General features: G+C 49.1%; 19 protein-coding genes. 15 read left to right on the top strand and 4 right to left on the bottom strand.

The features are described 5' to 3' along the window. The first annotated feature begins 553 nt into the window (after nt 1–553). The 5 genes from C1878_RS15960 (at nt 554) to C1878_RS17115 (ending at nt 7,009) form a co-directional block, all read left to right on the top strand. A complete protein-coding gene (locus tag C1878_RS15960) occupies nt 554–2,272 on the top strand; it encodes an N-acetylmuramoyl-L-alanine amidase (protein ID WP_158539850.1) in 1,719 nt (572 codons plus the stop codon). A 32-nt stretch (nt 2,273–2,304) separates the two neighbouring features. Continuing rightward, the gene (locus C1878_RS15955) at nt 2,305–3,639 is read left to right on the top strand and encodes a glucosaminidase domain-containing protein (RefSeq protein ID WP_158539849.1); all 1,335 of its coding nucleotides are present in this window, start codon (nt 2,305–2,307) and stop codon (nt 3,637–3,639) included. 157 nt (nt 3,640–3,796) lie between these two features. Beyond that, nucleotides 3,797–5,647, top strand: coding sequence for a hypothetical protein (locus C1878_RS16495; RefSeq protein ID WP_147272977.1), 1,851 nt, complete (start codon nt 3,797–3,799; stop codon nt 5,645–5,647). A gap of 28 nt (nt 5,648–5,675) precedes the next feature. Beyond that, nucleotides 5,676–6,614 (top strand): glycosyltransferase family 2 protein, encoded by a 939-nt coding sequence (locus C1878_RS15945; RefSeq protein WP_114602559.1) that lies wholly within the window; start codon nt 5,676–5,678, stop codon nt 6,612–6,614. A 5-nt stretch (nt 6,615–6,619) separates the two neighbouring features. Then, nucleotides 6,620–7,009 (top strand): GtrA family protein, encoded by a 390-nt coding sequence (locus C1878_RS17115; RefSeq protein ID WP_114602554.1) that lies wholly within the window; start codon nt 6,620–6,622, stop codon nt 7,007–7,009. 36 nt (nt 7,010–7,045) lie between these two features. Here the strand turns inward: C1878_RS17115 and C1878_RS15935 are convergent, their stop codons facing one another. Then, nucleotides 7,046–9,286, bottom strand: coding sequence for a glycosyltransferase family 4 protein (locus C1878_RS15935; RefSeq protein WP_114602553.1), 2,241 nt, complete (start codon nt 9,284–9,286; stop codon nt 7,046–7,048). 356 nt (nt 9,287–9,642) lie between these two features. Here C1878_RS15935 and C1878_RS15930 point away from each other — a divergent pair, with 356 nt between their 5' ends. The 5 genes from C1878_RS15930 to C1878_RS15910 are packed head-to-tail and all read left to right on the top strand — an operon-like array spanning nt 9,643 to nt 17,459. Then, complete coding sequence (locus tag C1878_RS15930; RefSeq protein WP_114602552.1) at nt 9,643–10,995, top strand: sugar phosphate nucleotidyltransferase; 1,353 nt, start codon at nt 9,643–9,645, stop codon at nt 10,993–10,995. 25 nt (nt 10,996–11,020) lie between these two features. After that, nucleotides 11,021–12,064, top strand: coding sequence for a GDP-mannose 4,6-dehydratase (gene gmd, locus C1878_RS15925; protein ID WP_114602551.1), 1,044 nt, complete (start codon nt 11,021–11,023; stop codon nt 12,062–12,064). A gap of 4 nt (nt 12,065–12,068) precedes the next feature. Next, a complete protein-coding gene (locus C1878_RS15920; protein WP_114602550.1) occupies nt 12,069–13,007 on the top strand; it encodes a GDP-mannose 4,6-dehydratase in 939 nt (312 codons plus the stop codon). Next, nucleotides 13,000–15,045, top strand: coding sequence for a glycosyltransferase family 4 protein (locus tag C1878_RS15915; RefSeq protein WP_147272976.1), 2,046 nt, complete (start codon nt 13,000–13,002; stop codon nt 15,043–15,045). Before C1878_RS15920 ends, C1878_RS15915 begins: the two co-directional genes overlap by 8 nt. Before the next feature lie 5 nt (nt 15,046–15,050). Then, nucleotides 15,051–17,459 carry a glycosyltransferase gene (locus C1878_RS15910; RefSeq protein WP_147272975.1) on the top strand — a complete coding sequence of 803 codons (2,409 nt, stop codon included), beginning with the start codon at nt 15,051–15,053 and terminating at the stop codon, nt 17,457–17,459. On the opposite strand, the gene C1878_RS15905 is transcribed toward C1878_RS15910, so the two are convergent. Beyond that, nucleotides 17,347–19,323, bottom strand: coding sequence for an ABC transporter ATP-binding protein (locus C1878_RS15905; protein ID WP_114602547.1), 1,977 nt, complete (start codon nt 19,321–19,323; stop codon nt 17,347–17,349). The two genes, C1878_RS15910 and C1878_RS15905, sit on opposite strands and share 113 nt — an antisense overlap. 15 nt (nt 19,324–19,338) lie before the next feature. After that, nucleotides 19,339–20,115 carry an ABC transporter permease gene (locus C1878_RS15900; RefSeq protein WP_114602546.1) on the bottom strand — a complete coding sequence of 259 codons (777 nt, stop codon included), beginning with the start codon at nt 20,113–20,115 and terminating at the stop codon, nt 19,339–19,341. A 319-nt stretch (nt 20,116–20,434) separates the two neighbouring features. On the opposite strand from C1878_RS15900, the gene rfbA reads away from it, so the two are divergent. Genes rfbA through rfbC form a run of 4 tightly spaced genes read left to right on the top strand, consistent with a single transcriptional unit; the run spans nt 20,435 to nt 23,841 of the window. Beyond that, on the top strand, nt 20,435–21,337 hold the full coding sequence (rfbA, locus tag C1878_RS15895; protein WP_114602545.1) for a glucose-1-phosphate thymidylyltransferase RfbA: 903 nt from the start codon (nt 20,435–20,437) through the stop codon (nt 21,335–21,337). Between the two features lie 2 nt (nt 21,338–21,339). Continuing rightward, complete coding sequence (rfbD, locus tag C1878_RS15890; protein WP_114602544.1) at nt 21,340–22,242, top strand: dTDP-4-dehydrorhamnose reductase; 903 nt, start codon at nt 21,340–21,342, stop codon at nt 22,240–22,242. A gap of 4 nt (nt 22,243–22,246) precedes the next feature. Then, nucleotides 22,247–23,266, top strand: coding sequence for a dTDP-glucose 4,6-dehydratase (gene rfbB, locus C1878_RS15885; protein ID WP_114602543.1), 1,020 nt, complete (start codon nt 22,247–22,249; stop codon nt 23,264–23,266). An 8-nt stretch (nt 23,267–23,274) separates the two neighbouring features. Next, a complete protein-coding gene (gene rfbC, locus C1878_RS15880) occupies nt 23,275–23,841 on the top strand; it encodes a dTDP-4-dehydrorhamnose 3,5-epimerase (protein WP_114602542.1) in 567 nt (188 codons plus the stop codon). Nucleotides 23,842–23,873: 32 nt separating this feature from the next. Here the strand turns inward: rfbC and C1878_RS15875 are convergent, their stop codons facing one another. Then, nucleotides 23,874–24,947: a glycosyltransferase gene (locus C1878_RS15875; protein ID WP_158539847.1), complete on the bottom strand. Its 1,074-nt coding sequence runs from the start codon at nt 24,945–24,947 to the stop codon at nt 23,874–23,876. 157 nt (nt 24,948–25,104) lie between these two features. Here C1878_RS15875 and C1878_RS15870 point away from each other — a divergent pair, with 157 nt between their 5' ends. Beyond that, nucleotides 25,105–26,892 carry a glycosyltransferase gene (locus C1878_RS15870; protein ID WP_114602540.1) on the top strand — a complete coding sequence of 596 codons (1,788 nt, stop codon included), beginning with the start codon at nt 25,105–25,107 and terminating at the stop codon, nt 26,890–26,892. Nucleotides 26,893–26,982 lie beyond the last annotated feature (90 nt).

The raw sequence follows: 26,982 nt of genomic DNA, 5'->3' as shown, positions 1-26,982 counted from the left end.
CTGGTCCGGGGGCCTGTCGGCGTTTCGGGGGGGGGGGGGCTATACGATTGGTATGTTTTTTCTTCATGCGGCTGTCGCATAGATGGCGATGTGCCTGTTTTCCTGCAGTCTGATAAAGGCGGACTGGTCGGCCAGCGACTCGACGCGGCCATAGCTGTACTAGATCAAGCTGGTTAGGTAGTTGATCGGTAGAAGCCGCTAAACTCCTTGCTCTGGTCGTTCGGGCTGATTCTTGCAGTAATGGGGAGTCAGGAAGTTGGGAGGACTGTGCTGTTGGGGTGGAGGCTTGAGAACTGTGCACTCAAGGCGTTTAGATGTTCGCGTTCTTGGAATGCCAGAGGGCTGTTTTACTGTGGGAGGCAAGAAATCAGAGATGGCTATCAATTGTCTGTCTAACGGATCCAGCCCGTGAAAGAGTCGTGATAAAGATGCTTTTATTCAGAATATCAGTTAATGGAGGTGGTTTGAGAACTTTGCTGCGTTGTTGTGTCGATATAATTGGGTCATTCATTTTTTGCGTGTTACAATTAATTGCTTATCGATGCGCAGCATTATGGATGCGATATTTCATATTTTGTATATGAAGTACTATTGCGAATTACGCTGGAGGATGAATATGAATTTACCAAAGAAGATGATGTCGGTTTTAATGGGCGTTGTCTTGGCATTTGGGCTAAACCCTGTTGCGGTTGCGGATGCGGCAGAAGAAGATAGTCTTGAACAGCAGCAGGCCCTCACAGATGAATCCGCCGAAGTGTTTCCGCCTATAGACAACAATCTTGAGTCTCATGAGTTGATAGACCAACGCGAAATTATTAGCGATTCTCAGAATGCTTTGGCTGAGAATGCAGTTAAAAGTGATAGCTTCGATAAGGATATCGCCTCAGTAATTGAGTTTATATATGTCGATCTGCAGGTTGCATCTTATGGTGACACTCAGCTGTTTGCTGTATCTTTACTGGATTCTGCTGTGGAAATATCCCATATGTCCATTAAAATTGTTGATGAAGAAAGTAATGTTTATTTTTTAGACGCCCTTTCCTATGCAGGTGGGGCTGCGTCTTTTGAGATGCATATTGAAGAAGGAATGCTTCAAGGTGCATATCGGATAACCGAGATAAATTATCTTGTAAAGGACGATGCGACTGAATATAGCATTCTAGTTCCTAGCTCCGAGAAGGGTGCATACGGCTTTACTGTTCTTCCTGAAGGAGCGTTGGGGGAATTGGACGATGCGGAAATTGTGGAGTCCGAGGAAAGCGTCACTGTTTTTACAATTGACGATAACGGTTCATTAACAGAAAAAGACACTGTCGGTGGAGCTCTTGCTGCCGCCCAGTCATCTAGCGTGTCGGTTTTTTCCGCTCGAATGCAGACGGGAAATATAGTGGTAGCTCTAGATCCGGGCCATGGAATTGACCCCAATACTGGAGTCTATGATCCCGGTGCTTCTGCTAATGGTATCGTAGAGGCTGATGTCAATGAACTAATTGCCCGTTATTGCAAAGAAGAATTAGGGCAATATTTCGGGGTTACCGTGCTTCTAGTGCCAAGGTATAGGAGTGTCAATGATCGCGTTGACTGGGCGGTTGCTAATGGTGCGAACGTGTATGTAAGCCTCCATAATAATTCTGCCACTGCTGGAGCTTATGGGTTTGAGATATATGTTCCGAATGAAAGTAATTTCAATCATGCGACTCATGTGGTTGGAACGCAGCTGGCTCAGAAGATCGCAAGGCGATTGGCGGAACTTGGATTGTATGATAGGGGAATAAAGTACAGGGATTCGGAAAATGTGAATGGTTCTGGCCCATTTTACTACGATGATGGTCATCTGGCTGATTATTATTCTGCAATAGAGCGGAGCAGGCAGAACGGCATTGCAGGAATTATCGTTGAACACGCTTTTGTTACTAATGCTACCGATGCGGCGTTTCTTGCAAGTGAAGGGAATCTTCGAAGCCTTGGAATAGCTGATGCTAAAGCAATTGCTGAACAGTACGGCTTACTCAAAGTATCCGAGGAACAGTATAAGGGTGTTTATGATTACGAGTATTATATTTCGCACAATCCTGACGTAAATCAAGCTTTTGGTGCTGACAAGACTGCGGTATTTAAGCATTTTATAGAGTTCGGTATGATGGAAGGCAGGCAAGGTTCCGATATCTTCGATCCAATTTACTATAAGTCGACCTATAGCGATGTTGCATATGCATTTGGTTCGGAGATGAGTAAATATTACACTCATTTCATTTCATTTCTGACGGCATGACGGAAGGGCGTCAAGGTTCCTCGACGTTCTCTGTGCTTTCTTACTACAATAGGTATGCTGATCTTCGAAGCGCTTTCGGCACGTCGTCTTGGAAGCCATTTTATTTTCATTATGTGGAATGTGGAAAATTAGAGGGAAGAGTTGCGATAGGCTGCGATAAGCTAATTGATTACGTTAGTTCTCGGAGTGGTGCGGATTATGCGTCGATCTATGATGGGGAGTATTATCTTGTCAATAATCCAGATTTGGAACGATTTGCTACAGTGACCATCGGTTTAGTTTCCGTTGTAGATGATATACGCCTTTTGTCCCATTTCGTTTCCGACGGTATGCGCGAGGGAAGGCAGGCCTCTTCTTCTTTTTCCGTGGCTTCTTACTACAATCAGTATCCCGACTTGAGACGTGCTTTTGGTACATCATGGGAATCGTATTACCGACACTACCTTGAATGCGGGAAGGCGGAAGGCCGCGCGGGGAGCGGATGCGGTAAAATTGAAGGGGTCATAGCATCCTCTGACGGAGTGGATTACTCTGCGATATATGATGGGGTGTATTATGCTGAGCATAACGTTGATGTCGCGGCTTATGCTTCAGTAAAAGCCGGCTCTGATTTTGTTTTAGTTGATAGCAAGTTACTTGGTCATTTCATTTCCGACGGTATGCGCGAGGGAAGGCAGGCCTCTTCTTCTTTTTCCGTGGCTTCTTACTACAATCAGTATCCCGACTTGAGACGTGCTTTTGGTACATCATGGGAATCGTATTACCGACACTACCTTGAATGCGGGAAGGCGGAAGGCCGCGCGGGAGTTGGATGCGATGAACTAATTCCAGATGACAATGCACCTTCGGCTATTATGGGGTCAAGCAAAACAAGCGTTGCTCAGATGACTGCTTTCTATAATTCAAAAGGGAAGACTTATCCTGCTCGGCATTACAGTTCAAAAGGCGCGCCGAGCATAGAAGTCTTTTCCCAGCTGGTCTTAGAAGAGGCAACGGCTGAAGGGGTGCGTGCGGAAGTATTGTTTTGTCAGGCTATGAAGGAGACCGGTTGGCTGCAGTTTGGCGGAAGTGTTAAGGCTGAGCAGTGTAACTTCGGAGGATTAGGGGCAACTTCTCCAACTGTCGGTGGTGCATCGTTCGAAAATGTCCGCAAAGGACTTAGAGCACAAGTACAGCATCTCAAGTTGTATGCATCGACTGATCCGCTAGTAAATGATTGTATCGATCCTCGTTGGGACAATGTTATAAGTGCTTATGGTCGTGGTTGTGCCCCTAATCTAGAGGACCTTAATGGAAAGTGGGCCGTGCCTGGGGATGGTTATGGTGAAAGCATCTACAGCATGATCCAACAGATGCTAACCTTTTAGCTGCTGTCGCAACCAAAACTGACTTGCAGATTAATCTTGTGAACTTGCTGGCACGATCATATATTCATAACCGGTTTCGCACATATGGCATGGTATTCGACTAACTGTAATCATTGCTGTCTATTTTGAACTTGCTTGATTTTGAGAAGGGCATATCGTGCTTGAAAAGCTAAAAAGTGATTCATCTCGCCTGCTTCTTGGGACAATGTTTCTATTCCTTGTTTCCGTGAGTTTAAGAGCCCTTATATCTAATTACGATAAACTAATCTCTGTCTATCCCGATGAATTACTTTATATAGAAGCTTGTAGAAGCTTACTTGATGGCAATGGTTTCACTTTCCGTGGAGTGGACTCAGGGTTTGATAAAGTGTTGTATTCATTTTTTTTGCTGCCGTCGATGGCCTTTCAGGAGACGGATGTCCAACTGAGAGTCGTCAGTTTATTGAATTCAATTTATATCAGTTCGGCTGTTTTTCCAACCGTTTTGCTGGCTAAAAGAGCAGGACTCGGTATTTGGTCGAGTTTAATCTGCGCAGTATTCGTTATACTGCTTCCAGACATGTGTCTTTCCATGACATTTATGAGTGAAAATATCTATTTCCCCTTTTCGTTATGGCTGGTTTATTGGATATGGATTGTTTTTTCGGATGAACGCAGAGACATACTCAAGCGATCCGTCCTTTTATCAATAGCTTGTTTTTTAATATATCTCTGCAAAGAGGTTGGTCTATGCTTTGTAGTTGTATATGGTCTTCTTCTTGGTTACCGAATTGCAAGAAACCGAAAAAGACGGAAGGATGATATCAAAGCACTCGTTGCTTTTGTCGTTGTATTCAGCGTGTTCTTTTTTTGCTTCAAAATGTTTATATTCCATCAAGATGGTCACTATGCGGTTCTTCCGGTACAGAGTCTCGGCGAGTCGATTGGCTTTTTTATCTATTCGTTGGCGGTCAACTTAGAATACATGTTAATTAGTGTGTTCGTCATTCCGTTGCTTATTTGCATTTGGGCGTATGGCAGTATGTCCAAAAAAGATAGAGCTCTATTTTGGATTTGTGCCTTGTGGGGCTTAGTCACGGTATTTGTCATTACCTACACGATCTCTATTCGTGAAGACGTCGGTTTGGATGCGATAAGGCAGCATACTCGGTACTACTCCGCTCTTGTGGTTCCCTTAATTATCCTTTTAATCAAATATTTTAATAAAGAAAAATCAATATTTGGCAATCATAAAAAGCCTCAATTGGTCGCCATGGCAGTTACTGTCATCTTTATCTTGGGAACCATGCTTCTTTCTCAAGTTTATTACGGGTCCCTTGTTGATAATTTCAATTTGCGGTACTTCAATTGGATGATCGAGGCAATTGAGCAGAGCACTTTTTTTGACGCTGTTATCATAATGCGAATAATCGTTATTGCCGCTGTGGTGCTTATCTTTTCGTGTATTGCGTTTACGCGATTTAAGCGTATTGGCATCGGGCTATTTCTTTTTTGCGTACTTACTGTTTGTTTAATCGGGAATGCGGTCTGTATAAAGCTTTTTGACGCAACATATTCGGTGTCCGACCAAGGGAAAAATGAGGTGCTGGAACTTGGTGACTATTTGTCGAAAAAGGATGGAAACCTATTAATTGTGCTAGACAGCAATCCAACTTATTCATTATGTAATAAGAAACTGGATACATTTTTGAATGTCGACAATGAATATCAGATTTACTTAGATACGCTATTTGATATTATCAAGGACGATGGAACAATTAATCTAAATGATGAAAATGTCTCAACGCGATCATTTAACTTAGCTAGGATCGTGCCCTACGAGAATCTCGATGCTATTAGCTATATTCTAGTAAATGTTAATCAAGGAGTTTCTATCCCTCCCAGTAGTGGGAAGCTCGTTGAAGATTTTACATATGGTGATTATCGGCTTTACAATCTAAGTGATACGAATAACATTAATATAATGATCAGTTTGTCGGAAAGTGATTTCTCTATGCGAGTTGGTTAAGTAGGGCCTATAAGGAGGCTTCGATTTGTTGACCGAAAAAATAGCAATTTGCATACCTTGCTATAATGAAGCACCGACTATCACCTCAGTGGTAGAGTCGTTTCGCTCAGAATTGCCAGAAGCTGAAATCTGGGTAATTGATAACAACTCGACAGATGGTACTGGGGCTGTCGCTGAAAAAGCTGGCGCGCGGGTGATTTTAGAAAATCGTCAGGGCAAGGGAAATGCTATCAAAGCTGCATTCAGGCAAATCGAGGCGGATATCTACGTCTTGGCCGATGGAGATAATCAATGCCCTGCGGAAGCGGTGCATGATTTAATAAAGCCAATTTTGTTTGATAACGCAGATTTGGTGGTAGGCGATCGCCTGACGGGAGGAGGATATGACCGAGAGAATAAGCGAGCGTTTCACTCATTCGGGAACAGATTGGTATTAAGCCTTATCAATGGGCTTTATGGCGTCCGTCTTACCGACATTTTAAGCGGTTATCGAGCATGTAATCGTTTATTCGCAAAGGGATATCCTATCTTGAGTAAGGGTTACGAGATTGAGACGGAAATGAGCATTCATGCTGTCGCGAATGGGTTCCGACTTCAACAGGTTCCATTCAATGTTAGAGACCGTCCGGAAATTGCTGGACAATCGAAGGTGTCGACTTTCAGCGATGGTCTTTTAGTCTTGAGCTCGGTTGCTCTTTTGTTTATGGATTTGAAGCCACTAAGGTTCTTCTCCGCTATTTCCTTCTTGCTTCTTATTGCTGGGATCGCTGTTGGCATACCAGTCATAAGACAATCTCTTTTAGTGAACGAAGTGTCTCTATATGGATCAGCTTTATTGGCTGTTGGCTTCGTTGTGCTTGCGATGTTGTTTTTCATATCTGGGCTGATTCTTCACATAATGCGGCGAAAGGAACAAAAAAATTATGAGTTGTTTTTGTCCCTTATCTCAAATAGGCTTGGCAGATAACTAGTATGCAAAAGAGTATGCGGTCAAGCATGCTATGCCAAGGCGCCAGATATGTAATCGTTGGCGTGGCCTCTGCCTTGCTAGAATTGATTATATTTTCGGTGCTTTATTATGTTGCACAGGTATCAGCTGCTTGGGCGAGTCCTGTTTCCTTGCTTTGCTCTACGGTGCTTAATTACGCATTAAGTAAAAACTGGTCTTTTAAAGGCGATTCAAGCATATTGAAAAGTCTGTTGCTGTATGTTTTGCTCCTGTGCTTCAACTCAATATTCTCATCGATAGCTACTCAATTTTTTATTGATATCGGGATATCAGCTTTGTTTGCAAAGTTATTGACTATGAGTTGTGTGGTTGTCTGGAATTTTTTCTTATATCGTAAAGTGGTATTTCGGTAATGAAATCTTGTTTTTGACTTGAGGCTACTCCTTCTGTTAGCTATTCAGTCGTTTCCATATTACGTGAAGTCTTTTAGATATGGTTTTCCCAACGCTACGAGGGGAAAAATCCTCTCTGATGGTTTTTTGTCCTCGTTCAGCTGTTTTTTTGTAAAACTCCGGATCTTCGACAAGCCGTTTCATAAAGTCAGATGCTTGGTCGAGGTCAGGATCGGCCCAGTGCCATCCTTTTCGATAGAAATCAGAGCTTTCGGCAATTTCTACAATCTTGCACTGAACAGGACAGCAATTATCGTCCGTCATGTATACCTGGTTGCCGCTCCAGTCCGTAAGAATTGCGGGAACTCCCCAGTACATAGCCTCGGCTGGGCCAAGTCCGAAACCTTCGGACCGGTGAAGGCTGACAAAGACGTCGCACAGAGAAATAAGTGAATTGAGATGCGGCTTTGACAGCGTTCCGATAATCACGTGTGCATTGGCACGTTTGCGTAACTCATCCACGAGTCCTGTTTCGTCCACCCAATCTTCTGGTGCGTTGATTTTTATGACGAGGCCGACATCTTCTCGATTGCCGAATGCTCGGTCGAATGCCTGTATGACACCTTCAGGATTTTTTCTCGCCTGCGTCGAGCGTATATCGTACATCATCAAGAAAAGAAAGGCGTCAGAAGGGAGGTTGAAATCTTTTCGGGTTAGACACTCTTCTCGCTGTTCTTCGAGACAGCAGGGAATTACGTAAACTGGCTTCTCGGTTACATTTTCGAATGACTGCTTTGTGAAGTCGCTTGACGTCCAGACTTCGTCGACACCGTCGAATGCGGAAGCCCATTCTTCGGGGAATTCGGGCAGCTCCCAATACCAGAAAGCAATATTGTAGCGATTTGAAAACGCTTCAGGTGCAATTTCACTGCGAAGCGAATCGATGCCATTAATGTTGGTGAGCATGATGTTTGTGTTGTAAGGGAACGTGTTCGTAATCTTATCATTCCAGTCTTTGTTCGAGTAAGTGTGCGATGGTATGCTCTCACAGTTTACGATGGTAAATGGTATACAGGCTGCCGACAATGCCGTTGCCACGATGCGAGCTGCTTCGCCCAATCCGAAATCCCCCCGAATGAATCCACAGAGATTGACTCCATTCGGCCTGTGCGAGGGTTTTTCTTCTTTGGGCTCGCAAATTTCCCGACTATGCAACATTGATCTGATGGAGCCTCTCCTCAAGGCCTTCATCAGACCGTCACCACCAATGTCATTTTTTCTCTGACATTCGTATTCGGCCAATGCTTTTTCAATAGGTCGAGTGTACTGATCGGGAAGCAAGTGCTCTTGTTTCCCATGTGATAAAAACCATTGAACAAAAGATAGTCGATTATCTCCTTCGAGACTGGGAAAAGATGTTCTCAAGTCATTTCGCAATGAATAAATTTCCATCATGGGCGCGGTAATGGGAACCGGGTGATCGTCGCCGCATCTGCAGTTCTTTTCGAGAAACAAATCAGGGTGAGCAAAGGGGTTGTTCTCACATTTTTCGCGCAGGCGATAATCTCGAAGATAGTACGTTTTGACAAACTCTAGGATTTCGGTTCCATTATCGAATCGATCTTTTTCTTCGCCAAGGGGGTTCATGTCGAAGGGGCTTTTGGCTGCAAAAGGGAATACCTCCCTTTTGCAGCCAAAAGCCCATGCGTATTCTATCCAATTATTAAAAAAATGCCAGTGTTTTTGAACGAAAGCGTTTTTTCGAAGCGGGGTGGCGGAGCCGCTTATGATCCTACAGCAATACTCAATTTTTTTTCGACCCCATGCAACGTAATTGCGGACAAGCTCTCCATTATCGAATAGGACGTGTTCTCGCGTGGATTGAACATCGTCCATCAAGGAAAAATCTGTCGATGTCGTGATGCCCCCGGGCAGTAATATGCTGTTTTCTTCTATGTGGGGAGGGAGGTAGTGCGTGGAAAGGAAATCTGATATTCGATACGGGGACAGAAGGAAAACGGGATAGTGTTCAAGCAAGTTTTCGAGTGCGCATAGAGAGCAGAGTAGAGAGAACTCGGATCTGCTCAACATGAATGAAAAATCACTAACAATATTTCCGAGAATGGCACCTATGTCAAACGATGTGCAATTTTGAATAGAGGGATTGCTTTCGACAATACCACGTCGTTGGTCAATGCAGCACACAACGGTTGGATGCACGCTGGACAGGGAAGCTATTTGGTCGCGAAAAGCAATGATTTCACTACTTGTTGCGGTGATGAGGCAGGTTATTTCCATGGATATTCTCCAGTTTTTAGATTGCTAGACCCTCCATGGCAAAACGATCTAGCATGCCAAATACTTCGCTGACTTAGAACGATTTTAATTATACACGTGAAGGAGATTGGTTTGACGAACTGTTTATGATTTTAGTTCAGCTGCGTGATACAAGAATGCAAAAAGAAGGCTATCTTGAGAAAAGTCAAAATGCGCAATAATTTATGCTATTTTATTGGAACCCCCAGCTTGCTATGCCACTTGCTTCACAATTAAGACTTTCATACAAAACGTGATGCTTTCTGCGATTAGGCATCGTTGTGGTTGGATGCATCGTTTGGCTATCGATGGAAGAATAAAGTAGGAGGACGTTGAAAGTGATCAATATCGTGCTGCTTTCAGGTGGCTCAGGCACAAGACTTTGGCCGCTTTCTAACGAAGCACGCTCTAAGCAGTTTCTTAAAGTTCTGAGGGATGCTGGAGGATGTCGGCAGTCGATGGTTCAGCGAACTTTCGATATGATTCGTAACGTAGGCTCGGAGTTGAATATCGTGGTTGCAACGTGCGCTTCGCAGCTCGCGTCAATACAATCACAAGTCAAGGGCGATTATAAAGTGGTCGTTGAGCCCGAGAGGAGAGACACTGCGCCTGCCATTATGCTTTCGGCCGCGTATTTATCGCTTTGCGCAGGCTCTAATGCGGATGATACGGTTGTGGTTATGCCTATCGACACCTTTGCAGATCAGTCCTACTATGATTGCGTGGTTAACGTCGATGCTGCAGTGCAGGCAGATGCTGCCGATCTTGTTCTTCTCGGTGCCTGTCCAACATACCCTTCTGAAAAGTTTGGATACATTCTTCCGAAACGGTCCGATACGCCAACACGCATGGTTTCTCGATTCATTGAAAAACCGAAGGAGGCTGTGGCCAAGGAGCTGATTGACGAAGGGGCTCTGTGGAACTGCGGTGTGTTTGGCTTTAGACTTTCTTATCTGATGGAAGTGCTGAAGCGATATCATCCGCTTGACTCGTTTGATGACTTGGTCAAAGACTATTCGCTTCTACCCAAAAACAGCTTTGATTACGAAGTTGTGGAAAAGGCTCAATCGGTTGCGGTTATTCCGTACGAGGGCACTTGGAAGGATTTGGGAACATGGAATACCCTCACTGAGGAAATGGCTGACTTTGAAGCGGGACGGGTTATTTCGGATGAGTTTTGCAGCAATACCCACGTGATCAATGAGACGGGATTGCCAATGGTGGTTGCGGGTTTGAAAGATGCCGTGGTCGTGGCCACCCCCGATGGGATAATCGTTTCGGACAAAGTGCGCAGCGCCCACGTGAAGCCGCTCATCGAACAGGTTGCCGCGACTCGTCCCATGTATGAATCACGACAGTGGGGAGAATACTCTGTTCTGGGACAGGGAGTGCATGCAGAGGATTCGGGCTCTTTGGAGAAGATGCTTGTAATTAATGCGGGCAAACAGCTCTCGTACCAAAGCCATGCTTGTCGATCCGAGGTATGGACGGTTGTCGATGGGGAAGGGGAGGTTGTTCTCGACGGAGAAACCGAATTCGTGTCCAGGGGATCGGTGATCAAGATACCTTCAGGGAAAAAACATGCCATTCGCGCTATTACGCGGTTAAGCATTGTCGAGGTTCAGATCGGTAGTGATCTGGTGGAAGAAGATATTGAACGATTTGGGTTTTTTTGGAATCTTGAAGAGTAGCCGTCGCTTGTTATCGGAGGTTGATATGAAAAAGGCATTGATTACTGGCATAACTGGGCAGGATGGCTCTTATTTGGCTGAACTGCTCTTAGAAAAGGGATATGAAGTTCATGGAATGGTAAGGCGCTCGTCAGTTCATACTACGGAAAGAATAGATCATCTTTTGGGCTTGGACCGCTTGGTGCTACATGACGGCGACTTGGCAGACGCATGCTCAATCACAAAAATTGTATACGAAGTCTGTCCAGATGAAATCTATAACTTGGCTGCGCAATCCCATGTTGGTGTTTCGTTCGATGCGCCGGAGTATACGGGTGATGTGGATGCGTTGGGAGTACTTCGCATTCTTGAGGCAGTGCATATCGCAAAACTAGATAAAACCTGCCGCGTTTACCAAGCTTCAACATCCGAATTGTATGGAAAGGTGGTAGAGACTCCCCAGAGTGAGCTAACTCCATTCCATCCCTACTCGCCTTATGCAGTCGCAAAACAGTATGGCTTTTGGATGGTTCGACAATATCGTGAGGCCTACGGCATGTTCGCGGCAAACGGCATTCTTTTCAACCACGAGTCTGAAAGGCGTGGGGAAAACTTTGTCACGCGTAAGATAACGCGTGCCGTAGGGCGCATCGCTCGAGGATTGCAAACCCATGTAGAATTAGGAAACCTTGACTCTTTGCGTGACTGGGGATATGCAAAAGATTACGTAGAATGCATGTGGCTCATTCTGCAGCAGGAAGAACCCGATGATTTTGTGATCGCTACAGGTGTTCAGCATTCGGTTCGCGAGTTTACAGAGTGGGCTTTCAACTACGCCGGCATCGATATTGAATGGCGTGGTTTTGGGGTTGAGGAGAAGGGATACGATGTGGCAACTGGGAAGATGGTAGTGAGCGTGAATCCGGCATTCTACCGTCCGACCGATGTCGTTGATCTTTGGGGCAACCCCACCAAAGCCAAGACGAAGCTCGGGTGGGATCCGTGCAAGACAAGCTGTGAGGAATTGTGTCGTCTCATGGTCGAGCACGATTTGGCGCTTGCAGATCAAGAAGCGGCTGCGAGCAATTAGCACAATGGCTGACAATACGGTTCTTGTCATAGGGGTCAATGGGTTTGTCGGTTCCTATGTAGCCCAAGAGTTTGCCGCCAGTGGCTATCGGGTATTGGGTGCTGATCGTTCGAGTTCGTGCATGCTGGAAGCTGTCGAGTCGTTTCGAACCCTAGACGTTTGTGACCCCGAGAAAACCAAGAAGACAGTAGCTAGTTTCGCTCCGGATATCATAGTAAATTTGGCTGCAGTGAGCAGTGTGGGAGTGTCTTGGGCGATGCCGGGGCAGACGATGGCAGTCAACGTAATAGGCTCAATCAATGTTCTTGAATCAGCGAAGGACCTTGACAACGCCCCAAAGATCCTCATGGTGGGATCAAGTGAGGAGTACGCTCCATCAGGCGCTCCTTTAACCGAAGACTCTCCTTTGAGCGCAAACAGTCCTTACGGAATCTCGAAGTCCGCTCAAGAACGTTTTGCCGAACTATACGCCGAACGCTATGGGCTGAGGGTGTATCGCACCCGCTCGTTCAACCATACCGGCATCGGGCAGAGCGAGACGTTCGTCATTCCCAGTTTTTGCAAGCAGATTGCTGCCATTTCCAATTCAGGCAAATCCGGAATCGTTCATGTGGGCAATCTGTCGGTTCGTAGGGATTTCTCAGATGTTCGTGACATTGCGCGCGCGTATCGAATGATCGTCGAAAGTGAATGCTCGGGCGAGGTTTTCAATGTGGGCTCTGGACGCGCTCTCGCTCTCTCGGATTTACTTAATCTTATGATAGCAGACTGTCCTAATGAGGTGCGCATTGAGGCAGATGTCGAGCGAACGAGAGTGATGGATTGCCCTCTTATCGTTGCCGATATTTCTAAAATCAGGGAATGCCTTGGTTGGCGACCGTCTGTACCAATTGAAGCGACGATTCGAGAAATGCTCGACTATTGGAGGCGGTCGCATGAATAAAGATGTTCTGCGTGCGGGTGATGAAGAAACTTATTCAGTGATCGTTATTGTTCGAATATCCATGGACGATCCTCCCATCATGGAGTCAATGTCGGAGATGGAGCAGTATATTCGGGCGGGCAACGTAATCGCCCTTGCTGATGCGACCAGAAAGGGGATAACACGATTTCCGGAAGGCGCGGTTATTTGCCGATGTGCAGAAGGTTCTGAGGTAGAGCAAATCGATCGCGTTTACCGAGAAGTAAAGCGAATAAAAGCGCGCTTTCTTGGCATGATGGATGAACATGCGAAATTTGATGCAGGTGTTTTAGAGGGCGTGATCGCATCATTGAACTCGGCCGATCGACATGGCATTTCCTCGCCACGCGCAAAGCGGTATCCCTACTTCTCGCTGCCCTATAACAATATAGCGGCCATGGACGATCGCGATTATCGGGAAAGGGCCTTAGACGCTGTAAAGCGTTGTTTGCCCGACTATTCCCTCGTTCCCTTTGCATCTTCTGTCTGCTTTGTCGCTCGAAAAAACATCGTTGATAACTTTGGCTTGCTTGACACTGATCTTGCTGATCTTGAAACGGCCATGGTGGATTTTTCCGCTCGTGTGAACGAGTTCGGATACTCATCCCTTATGGCAAACCATGTGTATCTAGAAGGTGATTACTCCGAAGGGCCAATAGAGTTTGAGGAAGTGTTCGAGCGGCTCAGAGAGAGGTATTCATATTTGCCCGAATTGCTCTCAAGATATTTCAATGAGAACATAGACGAATCGGATCGGTTCTTCGAGCTTTTCGTAAAAGAACCTCAGAAAAAAAAGAAATTACTTTTTGAGTTTACGGTCATGCCACCTTTCTACAATGGCACCTCGGAGTTCCAGCTGCACCTTTTGGAATACTTTTCTCAACTTTATTCGGACAAGTACGATATTTTCGTTCGTGTGGGAGATGACGCTTCGAAGTATCATCGACTACAGCAGAGGTTTCCGGAAATGCATTTCAGCGAGACTTTCTCGGACGTGTTTCATATAGGCCTGTCGGCAACACAGCCCTTTTATGCCGAGCAGATCAGCTACATGAGCAATCATTGTTTGAAAATTGTGTTCAGTGTCCTCGATATCATTATGTGCAGAAGCGACTATCTGAGGGTTATGGATCCTCCTCGCGACAATCTGGTCCGCTTGGGTGCCTCGATTAGCGATGGCATGGTGGCTATCAGCGATTACACCCGTGAAGACTTACGATCGTATTTTCATGCCTCCCCAGAGGTATCTGAGGCAGAAGTAAGACGCATACTCATTTCCACAGATGCCGATTCGGAGATGCCCGATGAGGACTTCTCCTCTGCGGTCCCGTTTGAAGAATACGTACTCGTCGTCGGCAATCGGTTTCGCCACAAAGCCCTTCGCGAAACGCTTAGGGCTGTAGGGGGGACCGATCGAAACTTCGTAGTGATAGGGCTTTCGGCCGATGAATGCGTTGGTGACAACATTGTCGGATTCGACAGCGGCAAGCTTGACGATTCTTTTATCAGCTATCTATACGGTCGCTGTTCTGCTCTTTTGTTTCCGTCGGTTTACGAGGGCTATGGGCTTCCAATAGCAATTGCCTTGAGAAAGGGCAAGATTGTTGTGGTGCACGACAACCCCTTGAACAGGGAGTTGTGCAATAGTTACGAAGAGGTTGCTCATCAATTCTTCTTCTTCGAGACCTTTGACGAGATCGATTCTGCTTTGAATCGCGTTGCCGTCGAGGCGAAAGACATCCCTCGTGGCGAGCTCGCATCCACATGGAAGGATGCCGTTGTTCAAGTGGAGGAATACCTACAGGAGATTCTGTCTCGGCAGAGCACGTTCGCTATGTTGAATCATCGGCGCTTTCTGACGAGCTTGTTGGGGGCTTGCACCGAGCGCACGATGGAGGTTGTAGCTGCGCCAGCCCCTTCTTTGCGTGACTTGCTGGTTGAGCGATTTTTGGAAAACCATCCTGTTCGTTATAAGATAGTTAAAGCGTTGTACAGAGGGTACGCCCACGTGAGAAAGTGACACCAGTGGCGAAAGAGGAGAGATTTGCATTGGAAATTAAAAATTCCAACATGTGCCGAGGAAATGGAGTGGCTTACTATGGGTTGACCGTTGGAGAATCGCGGCCAACCCGTGCTTTTTTATCTTTTGAGAATGGCCGTGAACTTTCATTGACGGTTTCCGAATTGGGGGATTTCGATGATTGCCGCTGGGGAGTTTCTGCTCCTTTGCTGTCTGCGCCGCACGCAATCTCTCTAGAGTGCGAGAGCGATCTAGTACGAAAGGATATCGCTCCCTTGTCCCTCAAATGGTTTTCTCGATGGAATTACCGGACTAACGGGGACTTCTGCGAGAGGCTACGCCAAATGGACGGCCAGGAGGGGGCTGATTTCGGGAGCGTTGTCGTTGTCGTCAACGAATCTCTCGTCGAAGGTGACAACCTGCTTGTTCGCGGATCGCTGGTCACGGTTTCAGAGTCGGAGCCTCAGATGGCTGCAAGGCTGCTCGACCACCGTGGGAATGACCTTCTTTGCGAGGTGGTGATCGAGCATCCCCGAAAAAGCAGCGTAGACGGCTATCCTTCCATAAGCAGGTGGCGTGCTGGCTTTTCCGTTCGCGTTCCTCTTTCAAGTTGCGACAGCATTCTTTGCGCGCAAGACACCTCACGGGAAGACATTGGCGGTTTCTTTGTTTTTGATGAGGAGTATCTGAGTCATGCAGTTTCGTGCTATCAAGCCCTTATCTGCAGTGCCTATGATGACCCTCGTTACGAAGAATGGCTTTTTAAGCACAGGGCTTCACTTTCTGCGCTGGACATTCAACGGGGGGTGTCGTTTGATAGCGAGCCCAAAATAAGCATCATTGTGCCCCTGTATAAAACACCGCTGGACTTTTTTAGGCAAATGGTAGAAAGCGTCCTTTCTCAGACTTACTCGAACTATGAACTTGTATTGGTGAATGCCAGTCCAGAGGAAAAAGAGCTGTTTTCTGAGATTGATCGTGTACGTCAGTCGGATACGCGTATTTTGGTGGTCGCTCTTGAGTCTAACAGGGGAATAGCCGAAAACACGTTGGCGGGCATTGATGCTTCTTCCGGGGATTTCATTGCATTTTTGGACCACGATGATTTTCTTGAGCCGAATGCACTGTTCGAGTACGTTTCCGCAGTCAATGCTCGTCCTGATACGGATCTTCTTTACTGCGATGAGGACAAGTACGAAGATGGCAAATTCGTCAATCCTTGCTTCAAGCCTGATTACAATTTAGATATGCTCCGTTCGTATAATTATATTTGCCATTTTTTGATGGTCCGACGTAGTATTTTAGACCAGTGCGAAAAAACCAGTGCCCTGTACGATGGAGCCCAAGACTACGATATTGTTTTAAAGGTATGTGAACGGGCGCGCTATGTTAACCATGTGTCGAAGGTTCTTTACCATTGGCGCATTTCGGCACACTCGACAGCGGGGGGAGTGCAAGAGAAGCCATATGCCGATGCGGCTGGTCTTCGCGCATTGGAAGATCATCTTGAAAGACAATCCATATCAGCATTGGTGAAGACCACTGAAAACGCAGGGATATACTCTATTGCCTATGACCTGCGCGAAAGACCTTTAGTCACCATTGTTATTCCCAATAAAGATCAGATTGACCTTCTTAACGCATGCATACGTTCAATTGAAGAGCGCTCCGCTTATGATCATTATGAAATTCTGATCATTGAAAACAACAGCGCTGACCAAAATACTTTTGCCTATTATGATTCGCTGCAGGGAGAGCATGACAAGGTGCGTGTTGAGACGTGGGACGGGGAGTTCAATTTTTCAAATATTGTTAACTTCGGAGTGAGTCAAGCCAGAGGGGATTATTATCTGCTACTCAATAATGACACAGAGGTACTGACAGATGATTTCTTGGAGAACATGCTTGGATTGTGCATGAGGTCAGATGTGGGAGCAGTGGGTGCCTGTCTGTACTTCCCTGATGGATCCATTCAGCATGCTGGAATGGGCGTTTATGGGATTGGTGCTCAGCATATCAATCGAAACTTGCCGCGAGGCTCGGTCGGTTGTTTTCGAAGTGTCGAGACAACCCAAGATTTCAGTGCGGTTACCGGTGCGTGCATGATGACGAAGCGGAGTGTGTTCAAGGAGCTTGGCGGATTCGACTCCTCTTTTGCCGTGGCGTACAATGATGTGGACTACTGCCTTCGTGCTCGAGAAAAAGGGTATCTTGTCGTTTACGCAGCTCAGGCGAAACTGGTGCACTATGAATCAGTTTCGCGTGGCTTCGATTTGGATGATCCCGAGAAAAGCAGGCGCCTCATGCGCGAGGAGGCTCGTTTTCGCGATCGTTGGTCAGAGTATTATCAGTATGGAGATCCCTACGTGAACGACAATCTTGATCAGTTTTCCTGCCATTACCGATTACCGTAGAAATGCCCGACTGCTTTTTTACGAGCGTGAGGTACCGACCCAGCAATTCTTTGTCGAAATCGCTCAATCCAATTTGATTGCCGATGGCTGTGATGCAGTCAATGCTATCGAAATTGACCTCAATAAAGTCGAGGCATGCTTTGATGCTGTCCAAATCGGTTTGGTCTTCCAAAAGCAAAGCCCCTCCCCGTTTCGCTGCATACCCTCCGCAGGCTACCAGCTCGGGCCACTGCGCAATCGAGAGCGAGGCGATGCATAGTTCCCTTGGCTCGTCGTCTTGGAGCTTCGAGGTTGCATCAAGGGAAAGCTGGCTGATCTTGAGACAAATGTCAGAGGTTCCTTCCCCAGTTATTCTTGTTACTACACAATCGCTTTGTGCGAGGGCGTCTTCGATTCCGGGCGCAGCATTTGTTCCGAAAACGCAGAGGGTTTTGATACCTCGACGGCATATTTCATCGGCGATCTCGTTTGCCGACACTGGTTTTTCGTCCAAGGTGACGATAAGCGGGCAGCGTTTTGCGTACAAGTAGGGGCCAGCTGTCAGTGAAATGGGATTGTCGGCAAAGTCAATGAGCGCAGCATGCTTTTCAAAAAGCTTGTTTTCGAGGCCATAGTCGATCATCTGCCAAGAAAGCTTGTGGACGTCACCATCTTCTCTGCAAAAACGAACGACGTGCGGATGCCAAGGAAGCTCATCTAGTTCGGCAAGCGCTTGTCCTGCCTGGTTGCCGCAGTCTATCGCAAATATAATGTTGGGTTTGGCTTCGTGCAGTATGCGTTCGACGGAATCTGGCAGCGCGTCCGATTTTGTCGTGAGCACGGGGGCGTTGTGCGCTGACGCGATGGCGTTTGCCATGATGGCATTAATGTGGGAAGCGCCGCATGCTACAGCAACGGCGCCGATGGATTCATCTTCCCACGCACGCAAAGCAAGCCGAGAATTTACACCGTCAGCATTTTCTCCCGCAATAGTTTCATACCAGTGCAACTTGTCGTCATCTTCTATTTCGCCCGTTTCCCGTAATGCCTCGAAAACTCGCTTTTCCGATTCTGAACTGCCAGTTCTTCCGCCAAGACCTCCGTAAATACGGCATACTTTCGAGGCTTGCCCCATCATTCTTGTATGACCTTTTTCTATCCAGATGGCCTTGTTGCAAAGTCGCTCGACTTGCGTATTGCTGTGCGAAACGATGAGCACGGTCACGCCGTGCTTTTCGATTAGCTCGCTGATGCGGTCCTCGCATTTCTTCTGGAACATGAAATCGCCAACCGACAGTACTTCATCAACAACGAGTATTTCGGGAACGATAACCGTAGCGATGGCGAACGCAATACGTGCAACCATGCCAGATGAGTAATTTTTCAAGGGCATATCCAAGAACTTCTCAATTTCGGCGAACTTGACAATTTCGTCAAAATGTTCAGTGACGAAAGCTTTTGAGTACCCGAGAAGCGAGCCGTTCAGGTAGATGTTCTCACGAGCAGAAAGCTCGGTGTCAAAACCCGCTCCAAGTTCGATGAGGGGAGCGATATTTCCATTGACCTGACAAGAACCCTTTGACGGTTCGAGCACGCCGGCAATGATTTTTAGCATGGTGGATTTCCCCGAGCCGTTCGTGCCCATTATTCCAAATACGTCCCCCTTTTTCACCTCAAACGATATGTCGTCAAGGGCGGTGAATCCCTCGAAAAACAGCTCACGGCGGGCTATTTTGATGGCATATTCTTTGAGGCTATTAAGCTGCTCCGAAGCCATGTTGAAAACCATTGACACATGGTCGACTTTGATCATGGTCTCGCGATTGTCTGCCGAGGTGCTTTCTGGGGCATTAGTCAATGCTGATGTGTTGACGTTTTCAGGCATGAAGGATCTCCGTCCCTACACGTAAAGGATGAACTTTTTCTGCTGTCCACGAAACACTGCATATCCTACGACGAGGGCAGCGAGGCCAAGACCGAAGCAGATGAGGTTTTCCATCAAGCCTGGCGTGGTTCCGTACATGGCTATTTCGCGAAAATAGGTTACGTAGTAGTACATAGGATTGAACTGCATAAGCCCCATCATCCACTCAGGCAATATCTCAATGGAGTAAAACAGGGGAGTGGCGTAAGTCCATGCTGTCAAGATAACGCCCCAAAGATGCATGATATCACGGAAGAAAACGGCAAGGGTTGCAAGCAGCAAGCCCAACCCCAAGCTGAACATGAACAAATAGAGGAGAAGAAGGGGGACGAGAAGGAGGTTTGCAGTAGGAGTCACGCGGAAATATAGCAGAACGATGGCTACAGCAATAAGCGAAATGACAAAGTTGACAAGCGCGAATGTTACCTTCTCCAAAGGGAAGATCATTTTTTTGATGCGTATCTTCTTAATGAGAGGGGCGGATCCAATGATGGAACTCATGGCCCCTGAAGTAGCATCTGACATGAACGTAAAAAGTGTTTGGCCTAGAATGAGATAAACCGGAAAGGGTTCGATAGAGCCGCGAAATACAAACGAAAACACGGCGCTTAACACGACCATCATAAGAAGGGGGTTGAGTACGGACCACAGAATGCCGAGTACGCTTCGCCGGTACTTGAGTTTGAAGTCTTTTGACACAAGAGAGGAAAGTATGGACCAATCGCGTTTGAATTGGGTGCTTGAGGTGCTCATGCTGAGGATTGCGCCCCTTTTCTTCGGTTATTCACCACTTGTGAGGTTACATGCAAAAGCACATAGTAGCATGATCGGTTTGGTCGATCATGCTTTTTACGACTTTCCCATAAGCGTGTCGATTGGCGTCTGACAACTCCTTGTTGTTTTTTCGAAATAATCGAGAGCGAGGTAGCTGCGAATCTATCATTGCAAGTAAACTAGTGTTTTCATATTTGCACATCGTAATCGTGGTTATTGCGGACATCAGATTATCCGTCATGCACGAACAAAGGTGCATGTACATTGTTTTTGAGCGACCTTCTTGAAAGGGCTGATGATGAAGGGCATAATCCTCGCCGGGGGTTCCGGCACCAGGCTCTACCCGCTCACAACGGTGACGTCGAAGCAGCTGCTCCCGGTGTACGACAAGCCGATGATCTACTACCCGCTGTCGGTGCTCATGATGGCGGGCATCCGCGAGATCCTTATTATCTCGACGCCCACCGACCTGCCGAACTTCGAGCGCCTGCTCAAGGACGGCTCGGACTACGGCGTGAGCCTGTCCTACGCCGAGCAGCCCTCGCCCGACGGCCTCGCGCAGGCGTTCGTCATCGGCGAGAGGTTCGTGGGCGGCGACTCGTGCGCGCTCGTGCTGGGCGACAACATCTTCTACGGAAACGGTCTGGGGCGCCACCTGCGCGCCGCCGTCGAGCGCGCCGAGCGCGAGGGCGGCGCCACCGTGTTCGGCTACCATGTGGACGACCCCGAGCGCTTCGGCGTGGTCGAGTTCGACGAGGAGTTCAATGCGATCTCAATTGAGGAGAAGCCCGAGAACCCCAAGAGCAGCTACGCGGTGACCGGCCTGTACTTCTACGACGCCCGCGTGTGCGAGCTCGCCAAGCAGGTGCGGCCGAGCGCGCGCGGGGAGCTGGAGATCACCGACCTCAACCGGATGTACCTGGAGGACGGCTCGCTCAACGTGGTGACACTCGGCCGCGGCTACGCGTGGCTGGACACGGGCACCATGGAGAGCCTGTTCGAGGCCTCCGAGTTCGTGCGCGCCGTGGAGCGCAGCCAGGGCCTGAGCGTGTCGGTGGTGGAGGAGATCGCCTACCAGAACGGCTGGATCGACCGCGAGCGCCTGCTAACCGCCGCCGACAAGTACGGCAAATCGGTGTACGGCCAGCACCTGCGCAAGGTGGCCGAGGGCAGGATCGTGTCGCACAAGGAGGCGATGTGAGCATGAGGATACTTGTCACCGGCGGCAACGGCCAGCTGGGCAACGAGCTGCAGCGCATCCTGCGCGAGGGGTGCTCCGAGATCGGGTCGATCCCCGCCGTGTACGCGAACGCGGAGGTCGTGGCTACTGACATAGAGACGCTCGATATCACCGATGCCGACGCCGTCATGGCCTACGTGGCCCAGGGGGGCTTCGATTTGATCATCAACGGCGCCGCCATGACGAACGTCGACGGCTGCGAGACGGCCGAGGACGCGGCGTACCGCGTGAACGCCGAGGCTCCGGGCAACCTCGCGCGCGCCGCCGAGGTGGCCGGTGCCAAGTTCGTGCAGGTGTCGACCGACTACGTGTTCCCGGGCACCGAGCCCGAGCCGCGCGTCGAGGACGACCCGACCGGCCCCGTGTCCGCCTACGGTCGCACGAAGCTGGCCGGCGAGGAGCGCTCGCTTGCGGAGTGCAGCCGCTGCTTCGTGGTGCGCACGGCATGGCTGTACGGCTACGTGGGCAAGAACTTCGTCAAGACCATGATGCGCCTGGGCACGGACCGCGACGAGGTCACCGTGGTGGACGATCAGTTGGGCAACCCCACGTCGGCGAACGATCTGGCGCACGAGATACTGAAGATCGCCGCCACCGAGGACTACGGCGTGTACCACTGCACGAACGAGGGCACCTGCTCGTGGGCCGACTTCGCCGAGGCCGTCATGGAGGGCGCGGGGCTCGACTGCGCCGTGGTCCGCTGCACGTCCGAGGAGTACGCGGCCGCGAACCCCGCGTCGGCGAGGCGTCCGGCGTACTCGTCGCTGCGCAACAAGCGCCTCGAGGGCACCGTGGGCAACGAGATGCGCCCCTGGCGCGACGCGCTGTCCACGTACTTGAAGAACCTACCCGAGATGGAAGGCTAGAGGAATGTCAGAGACCTCCGAACCGAAGCGCATCGTCGTCACCGGCGGAGCCGGGTTCATCGGAAGCAACTTCGTCCACTGGGTGGTTGACAACCGGCCAGAGGTGCACGTCGTCGTGCTGGACAAGCTCACCTACGCCGGCAACCTGGAGAACCTCGCCGGGATCCCCGAGGACCGCATGACCTTCATCCACGGCGACATCTGCGACGAGGGGCTGCTGGATGAGGTCGTCCCCGGCGTCGACGCCATCGTGCACTTCGCCGCGGAGTCCCACAACGACAACTCCATCGCCGACCCGGAGCCGTTCGTGCGCACCAACGTGCACGGCACGTTCCGCCTGCTGGAGGCGTGCCGCAGGCACGGCGTGCGCTTCCACCATGTCTCCACCGACGAGGTGTACGGCGACCTCGCGCTCGACGATCCGGCGCGCTTCACCGAGGAGACGCCGTACTGCCCCTCCAGCCCGTACAGCTCCACCAAGGCGGCCTCGGACATGCTCGTGAGGGCATGGTTCCGTACTTACGGCGTGAAGGCGACGATCTCTAACTGCTCGAACAACTACGGTCCTCGCCAGCACGTCGAGAAGTTCATTCCTCGTCAGATCACCAACGTGCTCATTGGCAGTCGGCCGAAGCTCTACGGCGACGGCCTGAACGTGCGCGACTGGATTCACACCGAGGACCACTCCTCGGCCGTGTGGGCGATCTTGACGAAGGGGCGTCTGGGCGAGACGTACCTGATCGGCGCCGACGGCGAGAAGAACAACATCGACGTGCTGCACGCCATCCTGGAGAGCATGGACAAGGGAGCCGACGACTTCGACTGGGTGCGCGACCGCCCCGGCCACGACCGCCGCTACGCCATCGACTCCTCGAAGCTGCGCTCCGAGCTGGGCTGGTCGCCCAAGCACACCGACTTTGCGGAAGGTCTCAAGGCGACCATCGACTGGTACCGCGACAACCCCCAGTGGTGGCAGGGCGCCAAGGAGGCCGTCGAGGCCAAGTACGCGAAGCAGGGACAGTAGGAGGCAGCATGGCAGCGGGAGACAGCGTCAAACACGGCAACTTCACGTTCACCGAGACCTCCATCGAAGGGGTCCTCGTCGTGGACGCCGCCGCCTACGACGACGAGCGCGGCTACTTCATGGAGACCTACAAGCGCCCCGACTTCGTCGCGGGCGGCATCGACGCTGAGTTCGTGCAGGACAACCAGTCGTCGTCGGCCAAGGGAGTGTTGCGCGGCCTGCACTTCCAGATCGAGCATCCGCAGTCCAAACTCGTGCGCGCGGTGTCCGGCGAGGTGTTCGACGTGGCCGTCGACCTGCGCCCGGGCAGCCCCACCTACGGCAAGTGGGAGGGCGTGGTGCTCACGGCGGAGAACCGACGCCAGTTCTTCGTGCCGCGCGGGTTCGCCCACGGCTTCCTCGTGCTGTCCGACACGGCCGAGTTCTGCTACAAGTGCGACGACGTGTACCACCCCGGCGACGAGGGCGGCCTTGCGTGGGACGACCCCGAGATCGGGATTGATTGGCCTATTCCCGAGGGCATGGAGCTTGTGTTGAGCGAGAAAGACAGGGCTCACCCTTCTCTATGGCGATGATTTTGGGAGGATCTTTTGGCTGGTGTATGCGATTAGGATCTTTGTTTGCGGTTTGCCTCATTTCTTCGACTCATGCTCTTTATCAGAAACCCAATACCATTTTGGCGAACTTTCCAAAATGCTTCTCGGACAACCATGTTGTAGTAAGGGATATTGCTTGGGTTTTTTAAATGAGCACCAGTCAATTGCTTGTAGAGGGCTCTGTCTCGGGGGGACACAAAAGGAGACTGAGCTATGATTTCCGGCTTGAGGCGCCGCATGATGCGCTTTGCCTCATCGAGCCACCCCTTTTCATCAAAATTGGTGGCTCGATGGGCCTCTTTCAGATAGTAAAAGGCTCGATATGCTTGTATGCCAAGGATGGTCGCGTTTTGAATGTTGAGCTGTTCGACTGTGTCGGTCATTTCATTCCAGCGATCTAACGGTATGCGAAAGTCCCCAAGCGAAGACGAGGAAGATCCCTCTCGCTCGTCCCTGTAGCGGTAAAAAGAATTATCAGTGTAAGAGATGCTTTTGGCTTTGAGCAAGGTTTCCATCAAGAAAGGATTGTCCACCCATCCTGCTCCGGGAACTTCTTTGAAGCGGATGCCGTTTTCAACGAGAAAATCCCTGCGATAGATCGCCGACCATATTGACGGATGGTACCGCAATAGTAAGGGGGCATCTTCAATGCAAAATGGCTGGTTTGGAGGTTTGATGCGTTTCCAATAACCGCAGTGGGCTCCCTGGTCATCGTTGGCGTTGCCAATGCTCTGATAAGCTGATTTGACCACATCTGGGAAGCCCTCCCTTTCTGCCAACCCAAAAAGTGAGGAGAACATATCACCTTCAAGGTAATCATCGGGTTCCAAAATGGCGATGTACTTTCCATGTGCTTCTGCGATCCCCTTGTTAAGAGTTGCTCCATAACCCTCGTTGGGTTTGTCGATCACCGTTATTCGTTCATCGTGGGTGGCGGCGGCTCTCATGATCGCAAGAGACTTATCCGTGGATCCGTCGTTGATGCAAAGTATCTCAACGTCGACGAAAGAACGCACGATGCTTGAAAGGCATTGGTGAAGATAAGCCGCGGCATTATAAACCGGTATAATGACCGATATATCCAAAAAAAGCTCCTTGCTCGGTGCCGTCTGAGTAATGGTATATCATAGTGAAGATTTTAACGATATTGGACGAGTTTCACGCGTAATATTTTAGACGATTTGAAGAGTACGTTCTGAGGGGCTATAAAAACTTATATGTTAAGAGCGTTAGGCGGTTGCTATGGGTCTTTTTTCAGAATTCAAGGAGCGATGCTATGCATTCGTTCACGTGGATGTCCATCCCGAGTCTTTCCCTATCGATGCTTGGAGTGACCCTGCTTATCAAACGTGGTTTGAGAATAATCGGGCTAGCGCTGCTGAGTTAGATGGACAGAGAGGCGCTCGTCTTGCTTATGAGCCTTTTTTTAGCTTGATTGTCCCGTTGTACAAAACTCCGCTCGACTACCTTCATGTTATGGTGGGCTCGGTTCTTGCGCAGACGTACGGCAACTTCGAACTTGTTTTGGTCAACGCCTCTCCAGAAAATGAAGAGCTTGCTGCCGAAGTTGAAAAATACCGTATGCATGATGATCGGGTTAAAACGGTTTTGCTGCCAGATAATTTGGGTATTACCGAAAATACCAACTATGGAATTGCTGAAGCGTCTGGCGATTTTCTTTGTTTTCTCGATCACGACGATTATCTCGAGCCGGATCTTCTTTACGAGTACGCCAAAGCTCTTAACAATGACCCTGATATAGATGTTTTGTATTGTGACGAGGATCTTGTCTCTTTCGAAAAAGGAAGATTTGTTCATCTGCATCCTCTCTTCAAGCCTTCGTATTCCCCTGAGCTTTTGCTTTGCAAGAATTATATTATTCACTTGATGACCATAAGGCGCCATATCGTCGATAAAATGCCGACTCCAAATGCTCAATATGATGGAGCTCAGGACTACAATATGGTGCTGTATGCAACTTCTCACGCCAAGAAAGTCCACTGTGTGCAAAAGATTCTTTATCATTGGCGTATAAGCAAGAATTCCACCGCTGCCAATCCTGATGCAAAGCCTTACAGCAGGCGTGCGTATCGCCTGTCTGCCCAAAATCAATTGGACCGTAAATGGCCTCGTGCTCGGATCGTATCATCGGGCATCGTGAATATCCATAACCTTTGGTTCGCAGCCGAGCACAGCGTCAAAATTTCGATCATTGTTGATTGCGTATCGCAGGCGGCCCTTGATCATTTCGTTGAAATGTTCAATCAGACGAACAGCTATCGTAACTTCGAAATCATTGCCGTCTCAACCGCCCATCTCCACGCTACTAAGTTACTGGCGAGCCAATCTTTCTTTTCAGTTCTTTCGGATGCAAATAGCTCTGTCTTCAGCCGTTTTAATAAAGGGGCTGAACATGCTTCGGGAGAATATCTTTTGTTTGTCGATGGAGGGTGCTTTTTCCTGACCCCCGAGCCATTGGAGCAGCTTTTATCACTGTGCGAAGGCGAAGGTGTTGGTGCCGTGGCGCCCAAAAGCTTGTTTTGTGATGGTAGCACGATGTGCTACGGAATTGCGGTTACCTCCAAAAGGATAATGCCCCTTTATCGAGGATACCCTGACGATTTCCCCGGATATCAATGCAATTTGAGAGCGTTTCAGAATTTCAGCGCAGTTGCGTATCGGGGCATGCTAACTCCGAAGAAGCAGTTTTCCCAAGTCGGAGGATTTAATGAGTTGTTCGAGGGCGAAATAGGAACCGCTGATTACTGTAAGAGGCTAGCGAGGACGGGATGCCGTGTCGTCCAAACGCCGACAGTAAAAATCCAGTCAAGTGAGCGCTCTGAGGAATCGCGGTACGAAAACGATTCCAATGCCCCTGATTTCACCGAGGCCGATACGGCTCTTTTTGATCGCCTTTGGCCCGGCGAACGTGCCAAAGGCGATCCATATGTAAATCGAAATCTGGATCAGTCTTCCTGTTATATGCAAATTGCCAAGTTTTCCCGGACAGGGAGCGTTAAGCAATCGTAGATTTATGTGAAAACGCGACGATGAAGGTTTGTCCACTATAATTGGGGCATGATATCCGAAATCAAAAATGACTGAATGATTTGCGTTCAG

Source organism: Gordonibacter sp. 28C (genome assembly GCF_003339845.1).
Taxonomy (GTDB): Bacteria; Actinomycetota; Coriobacteriia; order Coriobacteriales; family Eggerthellaceae; genus Gordonibacter.
Note: the sequence above shows the minus strand (reverse complement) of the source record. Positions and strands in the feature narration are given on the sequence as shown.

Excerpts from the sequence above, each read along its gene's own strand:
- C1878_RS15960 (WP_158539850.1), top strand. The coding sequence starts at position 554 with ATGGATGCGATATTTCATATTTTGTATATGAAGTACTATTGCGAATTA.
- C1878_RS17115 (WP_114602554.1), top strand. The coding sequence starts at position 6,620 with ATGCAAAAGAGTATGCGGTCAAGCATGCTATGCCAAGGCGCCAGATAT.
- C1878_RS15935 (WP_114602553.1), bottom strand. The coding sequence starts at position 9,286 with ATGGAAATAACCTGCCTCATCACCGCAACAAGTAGTGAAATCATTGCT.
- gmd (WP_114602551.1), top strand. The coding sequence starts at position 11,021 with ATGAAAAAGGCATTGATTACTGGCATAACTGGGCAGGATGGCTCTTAT.
- C1878_RS15920 (WP_114602550.1), top strand. The coding sequence starts at position 12,069 with ATGGCTGACAATACGGTTCTTGTCATAGGGGTCAATGGGTTTGTCGGT.
- C1878_RS15915 (WP_147272976.1), top strand. The coding sequence starts at position 13,000 with ATGAATAAAGATGTTCTGCGTGCGGGTGATGAAGAAACTTATTCAGTG.
- C1878_RS15905 (WP_114602547.1), bottom strand. The coding sequence starts at position 19,323 with ATGCCTGAAAACGTCAACACATCAGCATTGACTAATGCCCCAGAAAGC.
- C1878_RS15900 (WP_114602546.1), bottom strand. The coding sequence starts at position 20,115 with ATGAGCACCTCAAGCACCCAATTCAAACGCGATTGGTCCATACTTTCC.
- rfbA (WP_114602545.1), top strand. The coding sequence starts at position 20,435 with ATGAAGGGCATAATCCTCGCCGGGGGTTCCGGCACCAGGCTCTACCCG.
- rfbD (WP_114602544.1), top strand. The coding sequence starts at position 21,340 with ATGAGGATACTTGTCACCGGCGGCAACGGCCAGCTGGGCAACGAGCTG.
- rfbB (WP_114602543.1), top strand. The coding sequence starts at position 22,247 with ATGTCAGAGACCTCCGAACCGAAGCGCATCGTCGTCACCGGCGGAGCC.
- rfbC (WP_114602542.1), top strand. The coding sequence starts at position 23,275 with ATGGCAGCGGGAGACAGCGTCAAACACGGCAACTTCACGTTCACCGAG.
- C1878_RS15870 (WP_114602540.1), top strand. The coding sequence starts at position 25,105 with ATGGGTCTTTTTTCAGAATTCAAGGAGCGATGCTATGCATTCGTTCAC.